Below are 13,729 nucleotides of genomic sequence, written 5' to 3'. Positions count from 1 at the left end.
GTCGAAGCGCTAACGCATCACTGCATGCCCTTCGCGCGACGCGCCGTTTCAAGCAGCGTGTTGCGCACTTGCTGGAACATCGTCAGATAGTTGGGATTGCCGTGTTCGATCGCGGCGGTCTTCAACGCGTCGAGCACGAGCAGATCGGCGGGGTAGGGGCTCGCGATCGATCCCGACATCGGCAGGCGCAGCGGATCGAAATGCCGCACGCGCCAGTGCCGCTCGCCGAGCAGCAGCAGCGAGACGACGCGCTCCTGCACGAACACCTTGCCCGGTACGAAGCCGTTCGCGTAGGGAACGTTGCCGTTGAGCAGTTGCGCGAGGGCGCTCGTGCCTGCTTCCGCCACCGAGAACAGCACCTCGTTGACAGCAAGCCAGCGTCGCCAGAACGCGGGCGTTGCCACGAAGTAGTTGCAAAAGATGGCGTGGCGCGAATCCATCACGGCATTGCGCGGATCGATGCCCGGCGCGACGAAGGCGACAGCCTGCTCGAACACGGGCCAGCTGTTCGCATGATTCGTGGCTGCCTGCTCGAAAGTGTTCAGAAAGATCGCGCCTTGATCGAAGAACGGCGAAAAACCGATGACGTCGACGTCGCGCGGCACCGAGGCGATGAACTCGTTGACGGCGGCCGAGTTGAGCGACGTTTTTTGACCGAACTTCGGCGAGAAAAACCCGTAAAGCGTGTTCTCGTCGAGCGTGTGCTTTTGCAGGAACGAGCGCATCGGCCAATACTCCCGCCAATCGGGCCGCTGACCGCAGTTGTCGAGCGCGATGAAGCCGGGATCGAGTTGCCGGCGCGTCTCCTCCGAGTAGAAGATCTGGCGGATTTCGACACGGCGGGGGCCCGCAGGATTGCTCGACTGTGCGTGCATGGATGAGTCTCGAATCTCAATCGATTGGAATGGTGCGTGACCGGGGCCCGCGCGGGCGTACGGCGGCGAGTAGACAGTGTGCCAGCCGGCCCGTGTGCCGCATTGCTCGAACAACGAGGCAATTGGCGCCTATTTTGACGGCTGCTCAGGGCGCGATATTGGGCTGCTTGCGTGGAAAAAGTAAGGCCGCGGCAAAAAATAAAGCCGCATCGCTGCGGCTTCGAACGTGACACACCGCATCGGCTTCATGCGGTTGTTGTTGGTTATCCCGTACTGCGCTTCGCGCCAGCGAATGCTGGCGCAAGCGCTTAACGCATCTGCCCGGCCGCGAGGTACTGACGTGCGGCCGACACGCGTTCGCGCGCGTTGGTGTGGGTCGCCGCGACGGCGTCGCGTGCAGCCGACGCCCTGTCCACGATCGATGCGTTCATCGCCATGATCTCGCGAATCGTCGCAAGGTCTTCGTCGGTCTGATCGCGCTGGAGCGACATCAAGAGCGGTGAGCGCTCTTCGGCGAGATCGGCGGCAAACGCGAAATCGCCTGCGTCCAGTGCGGCGACGAGCGTGCGCGTCAACTCGTAGGCGCGCGCGAGTGATTCGTTCGACATGGCGGCGAACTCCCTTTTCGATGCTTAAGAATTACGACGACTTGTTCATCGTGCCGGCAGCGCCGTTGCCGCCGAACAATTGATTCAGATAGTTTGTGTTGTTCTGCGTCTGCGACATGATCGTGTTCAACTGCGTGAACTCGGCCTGATATTGCGACGTCAGCGTCGCCTGATACGCCGACAGATTCGTTTCCGCCGTCTGCTGCGCCGTCAGGTCGGTCTGCAGCGTGGAATCGCGCTGAGCGATCTGGCCGGTTACCGAGTCGGTGTACGAACTGATGAACGAGCTGAGTTGCTCGCCGATGCCGTTTGTGCCGTTGAACACATTCTGCGCCATCGCGGGCGTTGCCGCGAGCGTCGATTGCAGCGTCGACGACGTGAACGTCAGCGTGCCGTCGTCGTTCAGGTTTACGCCGAGCTGCGCAAGGCTGTACGTCGTACCGCCGACCTGGATGCCGCTCGCCATGATCGAGGCGATGCCGTTCACGGCCGAGTTCAACATCGCGTCACCGAGCAGCGGGCCGGACGTATTGGTGGTCGAGTCGTACGACGACAGCGATTGCACCGTCGAAATCCACGAGTTGTAGGCCGTGGTGAAGTTTTGCACGGCGCTCACGATGGACGACGAATTGGTCGCGACCGAGAGGCTCTGCGTCGTGCCGACGGCGGCCGACGTGAGGCTTAGCGTCACGCCCGAGAGCGCCGTCGTCACGTTGTTGCTCGCGCTGTCGATCGGGGTGCCGCTGACGGTCAGCTTGGCGTCTTGGCCGGCCGTGACTTGCGTAAAGTTGGCCGTAGCCATGCCTGCGTCGACGGTCGGATCGGCCGAGACCGTCACGGCGTTGGCCGCGCCCGTTTGCGTCGACGTGAGCACGAGGTGCTGGCCGTCCGTGCCCGTGACGACGGCGGCCGTCACGCCGGGGTTGTTCGATGCGCTGTTGATCGCCGAGGCGATGCCGGAGAGCGTGTTGTTCGCCGACGTCAGCGCGACCGTCATCGAGGTGGTGCCGACGCTGATGTTCAGGTTGCCCGTGCCGAGCGTGGCGTTTGCCGCGTAGGCCTTGGACGAAATCTGGTTGGCCGTGGCGATCTGCGTCACGTTGACGGAGTACGAGCCCGCTGCGGCGCCCGTCGTCGTCGTGGCCGTGATGCCCGAGCCGCTCATGGTGGCGGCTAGGTTCGTGAAGATGCTGCCGTCGTCGAGGCCGGTCAGCGAGCTGAGCAGGCTGGACATCGACGATTGCATTGTGCCGAGTGCCGACAACTGCGTTTGGTCGCTCGTCATCGCCGTGGCGATCGTCTGCGATTGCGCGGCGGATGCGCCCGTGACGAGCGCGGAGACCAGCGAGTTCACGTCGAGCTGCGAGTTCGTGACGCCGCTCAGAATCGACTGTGCCGCTTGCTGAAGAATTGAACTGGTGCTGCTGCTCGAAGATACGGTACTCATGCCTGGCTCCGTCAGATGCCGCGGAAGGGTAATTCGAAACTGGGCCGCTCATCGATGGGATCGGCCGACTACCAATGCGCAACGGGAGGCATGCCTCCCGCTACGTTTAATTCGGTTTGCCGGACCCGTGCGATGCTTGAGGCCTCGAATGAGCCCGGCCGCGCAGCGAAGTCTAACCGACCTTCGCTGTGCGTCGCTCAAACCGATTACTGCAGGAGCTTGAGCACTTGCTGCGGTTGCGAGTTCGCTTGTGCGAGCACCGAGATACCGGCTTGCTGCAGCACTTGCGCCTTCGACAGGTTGGCCGTTTCTTGCGCGAAGTCGGCGTCTTGCAGCTGCGATTGAGCAGCCGACAGGTTCGTCGATTCCGTTTGCGTGTTCGTGATAGCGGCCGTGAACGTGTTCTGCGTTGCACCGAGCGTTGCTTGGAAGTTGTTCACGCTGGCCAGCGCTGCGTCGATTGCCGTGATCGCGTTTTGCGCGCCCGACGTCGTCGAGATGTCGACGCCCGACACGCCCAGACCCGTCGTCGTCCACGACGTCGTGCCGAAGTTGGCCGTCAGCGTTTGGTTGGCGCTCGCGCCGATCTGGAAGTTCACGCTGCCCAGGCCGCCCAGAACGGTTTGGCCGTTGAACGTCGTTTGCGATTCAACGCGGTTAATTTCCGTCAGACGCGTCGTAACTTCCGTTTGCAGGTTCGCTTGAGCGGCCGTGCCGAGCGAGCCGTCGCCCGATTCCACTGCCAGCTGGCGGATACGCTGCAAGTTGGCAACCGTCGACGAGATCGCGCCGGCGGCGGTTTGCACCATCGAGATGCCGTCGTTGGCGTTCATCACGCCTTGGTTCAGGGCGTTGATCGACGCTTGTTGCGTCGTCACGATCGCCATACCTGCTGCGTCGTCGGCCGCGCTGTTGATACGCTTGCCCGACGAGAGGCGGTTGATGGCTTGGGACAGTGCGCTCTGCGAGCTGTTCAGGTTCGTCTGCGTTTCGAGCGACAGAATGTTGGTGTTGATGTTCAGCATTTTGCTTCCTCGTTTGGGAATACGATCCAGGGACTAGGCTGGTGTTGGGGTTCGGCGTCGCGCTTTCGCGAGTGGCGCTGCCCGCCTGTCCTGGTTGTCGGCGAGGCCGAGAAAAAACTTTAGGGAGCAAACGACGAATTCATGTGTTTTAACAATGCGGTCGGATTCCGAGCCTTGCTGCGTAAGGATTGGAAAGAAACTAAACGTTTGCGAATCGCCTACCGGCAAGCGCGTGGCGCTTATCCAACGAAAGGTCGATGTAGGGTTGTAAGTAGATCAAGAGTGGCCCACGGCGCGTTTACCTGATATCATCGCGGGTCGAATTGAGATCGCTGCCGTTTCATTTGAGATCTGCCGCCCTTTCGTCGCATCGCCTCGGCTGAGCCGAGTCATCCCGCGGCGGGCTCGCGGTGCTTCGCGAGTGGCATAGGCAAGTAGGCAAGTTCAGCTTCGGCAGCCAAACGCGGCGTCGGCAATGTGCCGGCCGGCGTGCGCGGTGAACTCTCCGCTCTCTCTTTTCAGGCCTGTCCGGCCGTGCTGTTGCCCGTACCCCGCACATCGACGATATGCGCGGCATGGTGGCGATGCCCTCCGGGCCGGCGCGTGCGCGAAAGCGCGCCACGCATTTGAACGTAACTTTGGGACATCCATGACGACCATTCTTCTGAAGGAAAACGAGCCGTTCGAAGTGGCCATTCGCCGCTTTCGTCGTGCCATCGAAAAGAACGGCTTGATCGCCGAACTGCGCGAGCGCCAATCCTACGAAAAGCCGACGGCTGTGCGTAAGCGCAAGAAGGCTGCTGCCGTGAAGCGCCTGCACAAGCGCCTGCGCAGCCAAATGCTGCCGAAGAAGCTGCACTAAAAGCGGCGCTGCGCTGCCCTCGAGCGGCAGCGCAGCCTGGAAGAACGAACGGCGGTGGGCTTCGAAAGAAGCCGCACCGCCGTTTGCTTTGGGCGTTTTACGGGCGCACAGCGTTTGCCCAACGCACCGGGCGCTCGAAGCGCGCAATGCCTAAATGCCGATTGCGTCCAAGGGCACACGTGCCCAAGTTCGCCACGAGCTTCACAACGAGTGTGAGTGGGCCCGAGCGCCCACGCGGATAGCGAGTCTCGAGAAAGGCGGCCTAAGCCGCGTGCTTTTCGAGCCGAGCCACCGACAAGCCGAATTGCCGCGCGATCGACGCCAATCGCTCGTGCCATTCCCATACCCCGAAGGCGTCGTGCACGTTCTGCAGGCAACTGAGCAAGTCCACCGTTTTCGGGTCGTAGATGTTCACCCGCGCTTTGAGCAGCGCCTTCCTCAAAGCCGCGACGCCCGCGTCCATGTAGGCCGGGACGGCCGTCGCCGGCTTATCGACGTAGCGCACGGGCACGCCTTCCATCGACGTCATGTAGTCGCGCGGGTGAATGAGGCGGCCAATCGGGCAGCCGCCGCGAAAACCGTGGTAAGCGCCGCCGCCTCGCGGCAGCAGCGCTGCCTGCCGTTGCGAGAACAAATGATCGACGGCGTGATCGAACAGTTCCTGATGCGTCAGGAAGTGCAGGGTCTTCATAATCTTGATCGGCTGCGGTTAAGCAGCACTGTTGTCGTTGCTTGTGACTGCTATAACGGCCGTGGTGAGCGGAGTTACAGGTCTTTTTTGCGATATTCCCTATCGCGCATCGCACGATCAAGCATTTTTTGCCGAGTGTTGCGTGAGCGTCACGCTTCAGCCGCGCCCTTGGCTTTCGTTTTGGTCTTGGTGCCGGTCTTGGTGTTCGATTTGCGCTCGGCCAGGGCGGCGCAATGCGCTCGCGAGTCGCAGTTGGTTTGATGGTCGTTGACCATGCCGACCGCCTGCATGAACGCGTAGCAGATCGTCGAGCCGACGAATTTGCAGCCATAGCCCTTTAGCGCTTTGCTCAGGGCATCGGAAGCGGGCGTGGAGGCGGGCGCGTGCTGCTTGTAAAGTGCCCAGTCGTTTTGCACGGGCTCGCCGCCCACGAACGACCAGACGAATTCGGCCAAGGAGCCGTGTTCTTCGCGGATGCGCAGGACGGCGCGCGCATTGACGACGGCCGATTCGACCTTGGCGCGATTGCGCACGATGCCCGGGTCTTGCAACAGCGCGTCGATCTTCGCCGGCGTAAAGCGGGCGACGGTTTCGGCATCGAAGTTCTCGAACGCGCGGCGATAGTTTTCGCGTTTGTTGAGGATCGTGGACCACGACAGGCCGGCTTGAGCGCCCTCGAGCACGAGCATCTCGAACAGATGCCGCTCGTCGCGGGACGGCACGCCCCATTCGGTGTCGTGATAATGCTCGTCGGCAGGGGTTCTCACCCAGTTGCAGCGCTCGGTCATGAATGCCTCTCGTGGCTCGGATCTCGGGTCTCGGATTTGACGGCAAGCATAGCGGATCGGCAGGCAAGAGCAATTCGGCCGTTCGGGAGATTGGCGGCGTGGGGCGAAGCCGATAATCTTTCGGCTCGGTGATTCGATCGGTTAGTTTGATTTGATGGATTGGCAAGGCGGCTCGGTGCCGCGGGTGGCAAGCATGGAAGCAACGCATTATTGGATTGGCGCCGACGGCGGCGGCACCGGCACGCGGGTCGTGTTGGCCGATGCGCACGGCGTCGAACTCGCACACGCCGCGGGCGGCGCCTCGGGGCTCGGGCTCGGCGTGACGCGCGCGTGGCAGGCGATCGAGGCGGCCTGCGAGCAGGCGTTCGCATCGGCCGGGTTGCAGCTCGATTGGGCAGCTTGCGCGCTCGGCTGCGGGCTGGCCGGCGTCAACAATCGCGACTGGCTGGCCGAGTTCATCGCCCGCGCGCCGAAGCTCGCGGCGCTCGACGTGCAAAGCGATGCCTATACGACGGTGCTCGGCGCGCATGGCGGCGAAGCCGGCGTGATCGTGGCGGTGGGCACGGGCAGCATCGCGGCGGTTCTCGATCGCGACGGCGCATGCCGCACGGCGGGCGGGTACGGATTTCCGTCGGGCGACGAAGCAAGCGGCGCATGGCTCGGCCTGCATGCCGTCGTTCACGCGCAGCAAGCGCTCGACGGTCGCGCGCGCCCCGATGCGTTTTCCGATGCGCTGCTCGCGCGAATGAAGGTGGACGATCGCGATGCCTTTGTCGTCTGGCTTTGCGAAGCGAACCAGACGGCCTATGCGGAACTCGCGCCCGTGGTGCTTGCCCATCGGGAGCATGCTGCTGCGGCGGCGCTGCTCGCACAGGCGGGAGCGGACATTGCGAAGCTCGTCGACGCCCTCGATCCGAGCGCCCAACTGCCTGTTGCGCTATGCGGCGGCTTGGCGGCGCCGCTCGCCGAGTATGTGCCGGCCTTGCACCACGCCCGGCTGCGGCAGCCGCTGGCCGATTCGGCGCACGGCGCGCTCGCCCTTGCCCAGCGTGCGAGCGCGGGCTCGGTGCGCAGTCGCGGCGCAGGGGCTTAAAATAGCAACGCAATCGTAATCTTTTTTCTTTTTTGCACTCACATCGCCTTATTGCCTGCCATGTATAAGCTTGTCGCCACCGATCTCGATGGAACGCTACTGAACAGCAATCACCAGCTGGACCCGTTCACGGTAGCGACCGTCCGGCGGCTCGAGCAAGCCGGCATTCAATTCGTGATCGCAACGGGCCGGCATTACTGCGACGTCGCCGGAATTCGCGATGTGCTCGGCATTCGTCCGTACCTCGTGACTTCGAACGGCGCGCGCGTCCATGCGCCCGACGACACTTTGATTCATTCGCGCAATCTATCGAGCGAAGCCGCGCGCCGGCTCGTGCATCCGGACATCGTCGGCACGCATGGCCGCGTCATCGTGAACTTGTTCGCCGACGATGCCTGGCTCATCGATCGCGATGCCCCGCAGCTGCTCGCGCTCCATCAGGAATCGGGCTTTCACTACGAAGTGATCGACATGCGTGCGCACGGTGGCGACGATATCGCCAAGGTGCTCTATATCGGCGATCCGGCGGATTTGGCTCAAGTTTCGGAGCGCTTGGAGCGCGAATTCGGCGATGCCCTTTACGTCACCTATTCGCTGCCTCACTGTCTCGAAGTGATGACCTCGGACGTGTCGAAAGGGCGCGCGCTGCGTGTCGTGCTCGATCGTCTTCAAATCCAGACGTCGCATTGCGTCGCATTCGGCGACAACATGAACGACATCGATCTGCTCGAGACGGCCGGCCATCCGTTCATGATGAACAACGCCAATCCGGATTTGATGGCCCGCTTGCCGGGCGTGCCGCGCATCGGCAATAACTTCGAGGCTGGCGTCGCGCATCAATTGCGCAAGCTGTTCTCGATCGCGGACGAGCTCGCCGCTTCGTAACGGTGCCTTGTTGCGGCGGCGGCGTTCGCTCGCTCGCCTTCCGGCTTATTTCGCCGCCGGCGCATCGGGCAGCGCGGCGCATGGGCAATCCTTGGGCCGTCCGTCGAGGCCTTCGTGATCATGCACGAACGTGGCACGCGGTGCCTGGCCTTGCGCGTCCCAATCGAGCTTGACGACATACACGCTGTCGAAATCGCTGCTGTGCCAATAAGGCACATTCGACGCTGCCGATGATCCACCGCCATACTTGCTCACGATGTCGCGCACGAGATCTTCGATTTCGCGATGTTCCCAAGCCGTGACGATCAGCTTGCCCGCTTGCCCGGGCTGGATCAGTGCTTGTTCGAGCTTGTCGATTTCCGAATATCCGTAGTCGGTATTCACCGGTAAGGTGAATTGAATGGCGGTCGGCTCGATCGTCGCCAGTGGGCGCACATAGTCGTATCGCACGCCGTTGTCCTTTTTTTGCGCTGACGGATTGGGCGCATAGATCGCATCCGGCTTTCCGAATTTCGCCGCAATGACGGCCGGCAAGGCCATTGCGCGGTTCAGCCCTTGGCAGTCGAGCTGTCCATAGCCTTTGGCGGGTTTTTCTCCGTGGCGAACGAAGACGAGCGTTTCGGTTCGCGCCGATGCAGGCTGCGCGATCCCTAGGCCCGAAAGGCCGAGGGCGAGGACGACGGCAAACATGCGTCCCTTCGGGGGCGAGCGGCGACCGCGGTGACGAGCATGCGAATCAAGTGGCAGGCGGCCTAGCCGATCGATACGCGATTCGGCATCGTGCTTGGCATTCGAGCGAATCATGACGCGTCCTTTCGCTGAGTTTGCTGGGGGTGCTGGTTTTGCCGATAGGCGGCGAACCCGGAATGGGCCTCTCGGTCGCGCGCCGATTCTAGCAGCGGCGCATGCGCTCGGGGTGTGCGTGCTTCTTGCTGCGATATCAGGATTGCATTATTTCGGAATGCTAACGACCGGCCTTGGCGCAGTCGATGCCCCTAAGCCGTGGGGCGAATGGCCATTGCATCGATCGCATACGGTTCATTCGCACGCGTTCGGAACGAGCGGGCATTGGTTCGGATTCGCTCGATTGCCTCGCGTTGGACGACCCGCAATTGGGCCAGTAATGAGGTATTACGCACGGTGGGAGGCTTTTTAAGAATTATCATACGATTTCATGGCATATCGGGTAAATTCGGCATTGCCAGTGGCGTTCGTTCCGACTAATCTCGGAACAACCAGTTTTTCAATCAAGGGAGACCACGATGTCCCAATACGCGGAACTGAAGGCGCAGATCGCGAAATTGCAGGCTCAGGCGGACGATGCGCGTCGTGCCGAAGTCGAGAACGTAATCGCAGAGATCAAACAGAAGATCGTGGAGTTCGGGCTCAGCGCGCATGACCTCGGCTATGCCGAAGGCGCGCGGCGCGGCCGTCCGCCGAAGAAAGCGCCGCTGCCGCCGAAGTACCAGGATCCGAAGTCGGGCGCCACGTGGAGCGGCCGCGGCAAACCGCCGAACTGGATCGCGGGCGTCAAGAATCGCGATCGTTATCTGATCGCGCAATAGTACCGAGCGAGTACCGAGCGTCCTTAAACGGCTCGGGCCGGTCTTCATTCGAAGGCCAGCCCGAGCAATGCGAGAGGCAGCTTTTTTACGAATTATTTCATCGGCGACGCCACCGTTTCATTCCCGCCTTTATCTAGATAGCATGGCGGCTTCATTTTTTCCCTATCCGGGTTACCCCGCGGCGACGCTGCGCAGTATCGGCCGGCCCGCACGTTGTTCGAGCAGCGCTTCGTAGCATTTCACGTAGTTGCTCGCCATGGTTCGAGAGGTAAAGCGGCGTTCGAACTGCGCGCGAATTTCGTCGCGCGAGAGTTCGTCGAGATGCTGTAGCGCCGCCACCGCGCCTTGTATGTCTTCCACGATATATCCGGTCACCGCATGGTCGATCACCTCGGGTACCGAACCCCGGTTGAAGGCGATCACCGGCGTGCCGCAGGCCATCGCTTCGATCATGACGAGACCGAACGGCTCGCTCCAGTCGATCGGGAACAGCAGTGCCTTGGCGCGCGAGAGGAATTCGGGCTTTTGCGTCTCGTCGATCTCGCCGACGAATTCGACATGCGCCTGCGACAGCAGCGGCTCGATCTCCTGCTTGAAATAGTCGCGGTCGACTTTGTCGACCTTGGCGGCGATCTTCAGCGGCAGGCCGCTCATCGCCGCGATCTTGATTGCCGTGTCGACACGCTTTTCCGGGCAGATTCGCCCAAGGAATGCCAAATATTCCGGCTCGCAGTGCGGCTGGGGCGTGAGCAGCCGCTCGGGCAAGCCGTGATAGACCGTCTCGTTCCACCGCGCCTGCGGCAGCGGCACGCGCTGCGATTGCGAAATCGAAACGACATTGGATTTCGAGAACGTATCGAATACGGGCTGCAGCTCAGGCAGATCGAGCCGGCCATGCAGCGTCGTCACCGACGGCGTGCTCACGTCCGAGAACAGCGAGAACGGCAAATAATCGAGGTGGAAGTGGAGCACGTCGAATTCGGACGCGACCCGGCGCACCTTCTCGAGCAGCAGCATATGCGGCGCGAGGGCGTCGCGGATCGTCGGATCGAGCCGCAGCGCGCGCGGCCATGCGGCATCGAGCGTGGCGGACGTCATCGAATCGCCGCTGGCGAACAGCGTGACATCGTGTCCGAGCTCAACGAGCGCCTCGGTCAAATACGACACGACGCGTTCGGTGCCTCCGTAGAACTTCGGGGGTACGGCTTCGTAAAGCGGCGCGATTTGAGCGATTCGCATGCGTCAATCTCCTTTCCTAGAGGCGGCTCGCACGTGGCTTCGCCGCCGATCACTTTCGTTAATGCCCTGCCATTATCAGGAGCGGGCCTCGTCGAGATGAGCGGGTTTTCAAACCCTTAATCCTTGTTACAGCCCGAAACAGCAGGCGCTCGCCGGTTTTCCGCATTGCGGTAAAAAAGCACCCTGCGATTTTCGGTAGTCGGCATTTGTTGCGGGATGATGACCCGGCTTCCTATAATTTGAACGCGCTTCGCGTCCGGATGCCGCCGCCTCGAGTAGCTTTTTTCGTGCCTGACCCGACGAACTGCATCGCGCCCCGCAAACCCGCGCGGGCGCTCAATGTCAGAAAAATTCCTACAGACTTTTCGGCCATTTTTCCGGCATCGCTCGCCGGTGCTCTTCCTATTTCCACCCTTTTTACAATTCGACACAATTTGCCGGAGACCAGGAACGGGCAGGATCGTGCGTCGGTGAAGCGCGCGGCCGGGCAAACGTTTCCGAAACCACTGAGCTTTGGTATTGGGATCGGGGCGAACGCGCGCAAGCGCGCTCCGGTCGACACTTTCGATTGACCGGGGGAATCATGAGCGCCACAAGCGAAATGCTCAGCGAGATCAAAGAAGTCAATCTGTCGTATCTGTTGCTTGCGCAGCGTTTGTTGCGGGAAGACAAGGCCATGGGCATGTTCCGCATGGGCATCGGCGATCAGCTGGCCGATGTACTGGCGAACCTTTCGTTTGCCCAGACCGTGAAGCTGGCCGCGTCCAGCCAGCTGTTGTGCCGTTTCCGCTTCGACGACCACGCCGTCCTTTCATCGCTGGCCGACAAGGGCAAGTCCGCGTCGCTCGCCGGTGCGCATAGCGCCATCCTGATGGCGAGCCAACCGGTCGAATCGGTCAACTAATCGACTGACGACGTGACGACGCTTGCGCGCATCAGCCGGCTCGGGAGCGAGCGCGGCCATGGACTCGGTATCTGTTAAGCGGGGCACACGGCCGATATGGCAACCAAGAGCGTCGTGCTCGAAGTCAAGGAAATCACCCTGGCGATCGAGCTGATTGAATTAGGCGCACGTCTGCAATTGCTCGAAGCGGAAACGAGCTTGTCGCGCGACCGGCTCATCAAGCTGTACAAGGAATTGAAAGGTGTGTCGCCGCCGAAGGGCATGCTGCCGTTCTCGACGGACTGGTTCATGACCTGGCAGCCGAACATCCATTCGTCGCTTTTTTACAATATCTACCGGTTCATGGCGGAGCACGGCGGCTGCGAAAGCATCCAGTCGATCGTGAAGAGCTATCGCCTGTACCTCGAGCACACGCTGCTGCACGGCGACGAGGCCATGCTGAGCCTGACCCGCGCCTGGACGTTAGTGCGCTTCTTCGAATCGGGGATGCTGCAGCTCACGTCCTGCACGCGCTGCGGCGGGCAGTTCGTCGCGCATGCCCACGATCCGCAGCACGCCTTCGTCTGCGGGCTTTGCCAGCCGCCGTCGCGCGCCGGCAAAACCAAGAAATCCGCGGCGGCCAAGGCCGGGCAAGGCTCGGCGGGCGCGGTACCCGACATCGCCGAACTGGCGGCCTAGCCGGCCGGCCAGGCATGAGGCCCCTCGGGCAGCCCGAGAACGGGCCTGCCGGCCCCCGCCGCGCGTGCCCCATTCGCCCCTTTCGCCGTCCTGGTTTACACGGCGTCATCGCCCCCCTTTTCCCCCCAAAGTTTTCGGCACGCCTGCCGTAAACCAGATTAACGACGGTCTCCCCGTTGCTTTTGTGAGGATCCGGCAGTGCTGATTTTCGTTGGAACACTCGTAACCGTATTGTCCGTCTTCGGCGGCTATGCGCTCGCGGGCGGCCATCTAGGCGCGCTAGTGCAGCCCGAGGAAGGGCTCATGATTGCCGGCGCCGGCCTGGGTGCGTTCATTCTCGGAAACGGCCTCAACACGATCAAAGCGACGATCAGACTCCTGCCCACGCTCTTCAAGGGCTCGAAGTACACGAAGGACGTGTACATGGAGCTGATGGCACTACTTTACGTTTTGCTTGCAAAGGCGCGCAAGGAAGGCACGCTCACGCTCGAAGCCGACATCGACGATCCCGAGAAGAGCCCGATTTTCACCCAATATCCGAAGATCCTCGCCGATCACCATACCGTCGAGTTTCTGACCGACTACCTGCGGCTCATGGTGGGCGGGAACATGAACGCGTTCGAGATCGAAAGCCTCATGGACGAGGAGATCGAGACGCACCACGCCGAGGGCGAGGGCCCGGCGCACGCGCTGAGCCGCGTCGGCGACGCGATGCCCGCGTTCGGGATCGTCGCCGCCGTGATGGGCGTGGTCCACACGATGGCGTCGGCGGACAAGCCGCCCGCGGTGCTCGGCGCGATGATCGCGCAGGCGCTCGTCGGCACGTTCCTCGGCATCTTGCTTTCGTACGGCCTGATCGGGCCGCTCGCGAGCCTGGCGGAACAGCGCGTGGCGGAATCGACGAAGATGTTCCAGTGCATCAAGGTCACGATTCTCGCGAGCCTGAACGGCTATGCGCCGGCGATCGCCGTGGAGTTCGGCCGCAAGGTGCTGTTCTCGCCCGAGCGTCCGTCGTTCGCCGAGCTCGAAGAGCACGTGCGCCGCGTGAAGGCGAAATAAGCGGCCGAGC

At 62.1% G+C, this 13,729-nt stretch carries 16 protein-coding genes; 8 read left to right on the top strand and 8 right to left on the bottom strand.

Going from position 1 to position 13,729, the window contains the following annotated elements; translation table 11 throughout:
- Nucleotides 1-17: 17 nt before the first annotated feature.
- From DWV00_RS13825 to DWV00_RS13810, 4 genes are all read right to left on the bottom strand, one after another.
- Nucleotides 18-875 (bottom strand): hypothetical protein, encoded by an 858-nt coding sequence (locus DWV00_RS13825; protein WP_115534141.1) that lies wholly within the window; start codon nt 873-875, stop codon nt 18-20.
- Between the two features lie 308 nt (nt 876-1,183).
- Nucleotides 1,184-1,483 carry a flagellar protein FliT gene (gene fliT / locus DWV00_RS13820; RefSeq protein ID WP_115534140.1) on the bottom strand — a complete coding sequence of 100 codons (300 nt, stop codon included), beginning with the start codon at nt 1,481-1,483 and terminating at the stop codon, nt 1,184-1,186.
- Between the two features lie 31 nt (nt 1,484-1,514).
- Nucleotides 1,515-2,930, bottom strand: coding sequence for a flagellar filament capping protein FliD (gene fliD, locus DWV00_RS13815; RefSeq protein WP_115534139.1), 1,416 nt, complete (start codon nt 2,928-2,930; stop codon nt 1,515-1,517).
- A 206-nt stretch (nt 2,931-3,136) separates the two neighbouring features.
- The gene (locus DWV00_RS13810; RefSeq protein ID WP_115534138.1) at nt 3,137-3,955 is read right to left on the bottom strand and encodes a flagellin domain-containing protein; all 819 of its coding nucleotides are present in this window, start codon (nt 3,953-3,955) and stop codon (nt 3,137-3,139) included.
- A gap of 649 nt (nt 3,956-4,604) precedes the next feature.
- On the opposite strand from DWV00_RS13810, the gene rpsU reads away from it, so the two are divergent.
- Nucleotides 4,605-4,817 (top strand): 30S ribosomal protein S21, encoded by a 213-nt coding sequence (gene rpsU, locus DWV00_RS13805; protein ID WP_006401410.1) that lies wholly within the window; start codon nt 4,605-4,607, stop codon nt 4,815-4,817.
- A gap of 262 nt (nt 4,818-5,079) precedes the next feature.
- Here rpsU and DWV00_RS13800 read toward each other — a convergent pair whose 3' ends face one another.
- The gene (locus tag DWV00_RS13800) at nt 5,080-5,508 is read right to left on the bottom strand and encodes a hypothetical protein (RefSeq protein WP_115534137.1); all 429 of its coding nucleotides are present in this window, start codon (nt 5,506-5,508) and stop codon (nt 5,080-5,082) included.
- A 149-nt stretch (nt 5,509-5,657) separates the two neighbouring features.
- The gene (locus tag DWV00_RS13795) at nt 5,658-6,296 is read right to left on the bottom strand and encodes a DNA-3-methyladenine glycosylase I (protein ID WP_115534136.1); all 639 of its coding nucleotides are present in this window, start codon (nt 6,294-6,296) and stop codon (nt 5,658-5,660) included.
- Between the two features lie 193 nt (nt 6,297-6,489).
- On the opposite strand from DWV00_RS13795, the gene DWV00_RS13790 reads away from it, so the two are divergent.
- Nucleotides 6,490-7,389 (top strand): glucosamine kinase nucleotide-binding domain-containing protein, encoded by a 900-nt coding sequence (locus tag DWV00_RS13790; RefSeq protein ID WP_115534325.1) that lies wholly within the window; start codon nt 6,490-6,492, stop codon nt 7,387-7,389.
- A 60-nt stretch (nt 7,390-7,449) separates the two neighbouring features.
- Nucleotides 7,450-8,274, top strand: a complete 825-nt coding sequence (locus tag DWV00_RS13785; protein ID WP_115534135.1) for a Cof-type HAD-IIB family hydrolase — start codon at nt 7,450-7,452, stop codon at nt 8,272-8,274.
- A gap of 45 nt (nt 8,275-8,319) precedes the next feature.
- On the opposite strand, the gene DWV00_RS13780 is transcribed toward DWV00_RS13785, so the two are convergent.
- A complete protein-coding gene (locus DWV00_RS13780) occupies nt 8,320-8,964 on the bottom strand; it encodes a histidine phosphatase family protein (protein ID WP_115534324.1) in 645 nt (214 codons plus the stop codon).
- Nucleotides 8,965-9,536: 572 nt separating this feature from the next.
- Here DWV00_RS13780 and DWV00_RS13775 point away from each other — a divergent pair.
- Nucleotides 9,537-9,839, top strand: coding sequence for an H-NS histone family protein (locus tag DWV00_RS13775; protein ID WP_115534134.1), 303 nt, complete (start codon nt 9,537-9,539; stop codon nt 9,837-9,839).
- Nucleotides 9,840-10,010: 171 nt separating this feature from the next.
- Here the strand turns inward: DWV00_RS13775 and DWV00_RS13770 are convergent, their stop codons facing one another.
- Nucleotides 10,011-11,078: a glycosyltransferase family 4 protein gene (locus DWV00_RS13770; protein WP_115534133.1), complete on the bottom strand. Its 1,068-nt coding sequence runs from the start codon at nt 11,076-11,078 to the stop codon at nt 10,011-10,013.
- A 287-nt stretch (nt 11,079-11,365) separates the two neighbouring features.
- On the opposite strand from DWV00_RS13770, the gene DWV00_RS33670 reads away from it, so the two are divergent.
- From DWV00_RS33670 to motA, 4 genes are all read left to right on the top strand, one after another.
- Entirely contained in the window at nt 11,366-11,650 is a 285-nt protein-coding gene (locus DWV00_RS33670) for a hypothetical protein (RefSeq protein ID WP_147297894.1), read from the top strand.
- Nucleotides 11,651-11,661: 11 nt separating this feature from the next.
- Complete coding sequence (flhD, locus tag DWV00_RS13765; protein ID WP_245964871.1) at nt 11,662-11,982, top strand: flagellar transcriptional regulator FlhD; 321 nt, start codon at nt 11,662-11,664, stop codon at nt 11,980-11,982.
- A 96-nt stretch (nt 11,983-12,078) separates the two neighbouring features.
- Complete coding sequence (gene flhC / locus DWV00_RS13760) at nt 12,079-12,660, top strand: flagellar transcriptional regulator FlhC (protein ID WP_115534132.1); 582 nt, start codon at nt 12,079-12,081, stop codon at nt 12,658-12,660.
- Nucleotides 12,661-12,858: 198 nt separating this feature from the next.
- Nucleotides 12,859-13,719 carry a flagellar motor stator protein MotA gene (motA, locus tag DWV00_RS13755; RefSeq protein WP_115534131.1) on the top strand — a complete coding sequence of 287 codons (861 nt, stop codon included), beginning with the start codon at nt 12,859-12,861 and terminating at the stop codon, nt 13,717-13,719.
- Nucleotides 13,720-13,729 lie beyond the last annotated feature (10 nt).

Source organism: Trinickia dinghuensis (assembly GCF_003367175.1).
Classification (GTDB): domain Bacteria; phylum Pseudomonadota; class Gammaproteobacteria; order Burkholderiales; family Burkholderiaceae; genus Trinickia; species Trinickia dinghuensis.
The sequence above is the reverse complement of the archived record's forward strand: the minus strand, read 5'-3'. Positions and strand labels throughout refer to the sequence as shown.

Excerpts from the sequence above, each read along its gene's own strand:
- DWV00_RS13825 (WP_115534141.1), bottom strand. The coding sequence starts at position 875 with ATGCACGCACAGTCGAGCAATCCTGCGGGCCCCCGCCGTGTCGAAATC.
- fliT (WP_115534140.1), bottom strand. The coding sequence starts at position 1,483 with ATGTCGAACGAATCACTCGCGCGCGCCTACGAGTTGACGCGCACGCTC.
- fliD (WP_115534139.1), bottom strand. The coding sequence starts at position 2,930 with ATGAGTACCGTATCTTCGAGCAGCAGCACCAGTTCAATTCTTCAGCAA.
- DWV00_RS13810 (WP_115534138.1), bottom strand. The coding sequence starts at position 3,955 with ATGCTGAACATCAACACCAACATTCTGTCGCTCGAAACGCAGACGAAC.
- rpsU (WP_006401410.1), top strand. The coding sequence starts at position 4,605 with ATGACGACCATTCTTCTGAAGGAAAACGAGCCGTTCGAAGTGGCCATT.
- DWV00_RS13800 (WP_115534137.1), bottom strand. The coding sequence starts at position 5,508 with ATGAAGACCCTGCACTTCCTGACGCATCAGGAACTGTTCGATCACGCC.
- DWV00_RS13795 (WP_115534136.1), bottom strand. The coding sequence starts at position 6,296 with ATGACCGAGCGCTGCAACTGGGTGAGAACCCCTGCCGACGAGCATTAT.
- DWV00_RS13790 (WP_115534325.1), top strand. The coding sequence starts at position 6,490 with ATGGAAGCAACGCATTATTGGATTGGCGCCGACGGCGGCGGCACCGGC.
- DWV00_RS13785 (WP_115534135.1), top strand. The coding sequence starts at position 7,450 with ATGTATAAGCTTGTCGCCACCGATCTCGATGGAACGCTACTGAACAGC.
- DWV00_RS13780 (WP_115534324.1), bottom strand. The coding sequence starts at position 8,964 with ATGTTTGCCGTCGTCCTCGCCCTCGGCCTTTCGGGCCTAGGGATCGCG.
- DWV00_RS13775 (WP_115534134.1), top strand. The coding sequence starts at position 9,537 with ATGTCCCAATACGCGGAACTGAAGGCGCAGATCGCGAAATTGCAGGCT.
- DWV00_RS13770 (WP_115534133.1), bottom strand. The coding sequence starts at position 11,078 with ATGCGAATCGCTCAAATCGCGCCGCTTTACGAAGCCGTACCCCCGAAG.
- flhD (WP_245964871.1), top strand. The coding sequence starts at position 11,662 with ATGAGCGCCACAAGCGAAATGCTCAGCGAGATCAAAGAAGTCAATCTG.
- flhC (WP_115534132.1), top strand. The coding sequence starts at position 12,079 with ATGGCAACCAAGAGCGTCGTGCTCGAAGTCAAGGAAATCACCCTGGCG.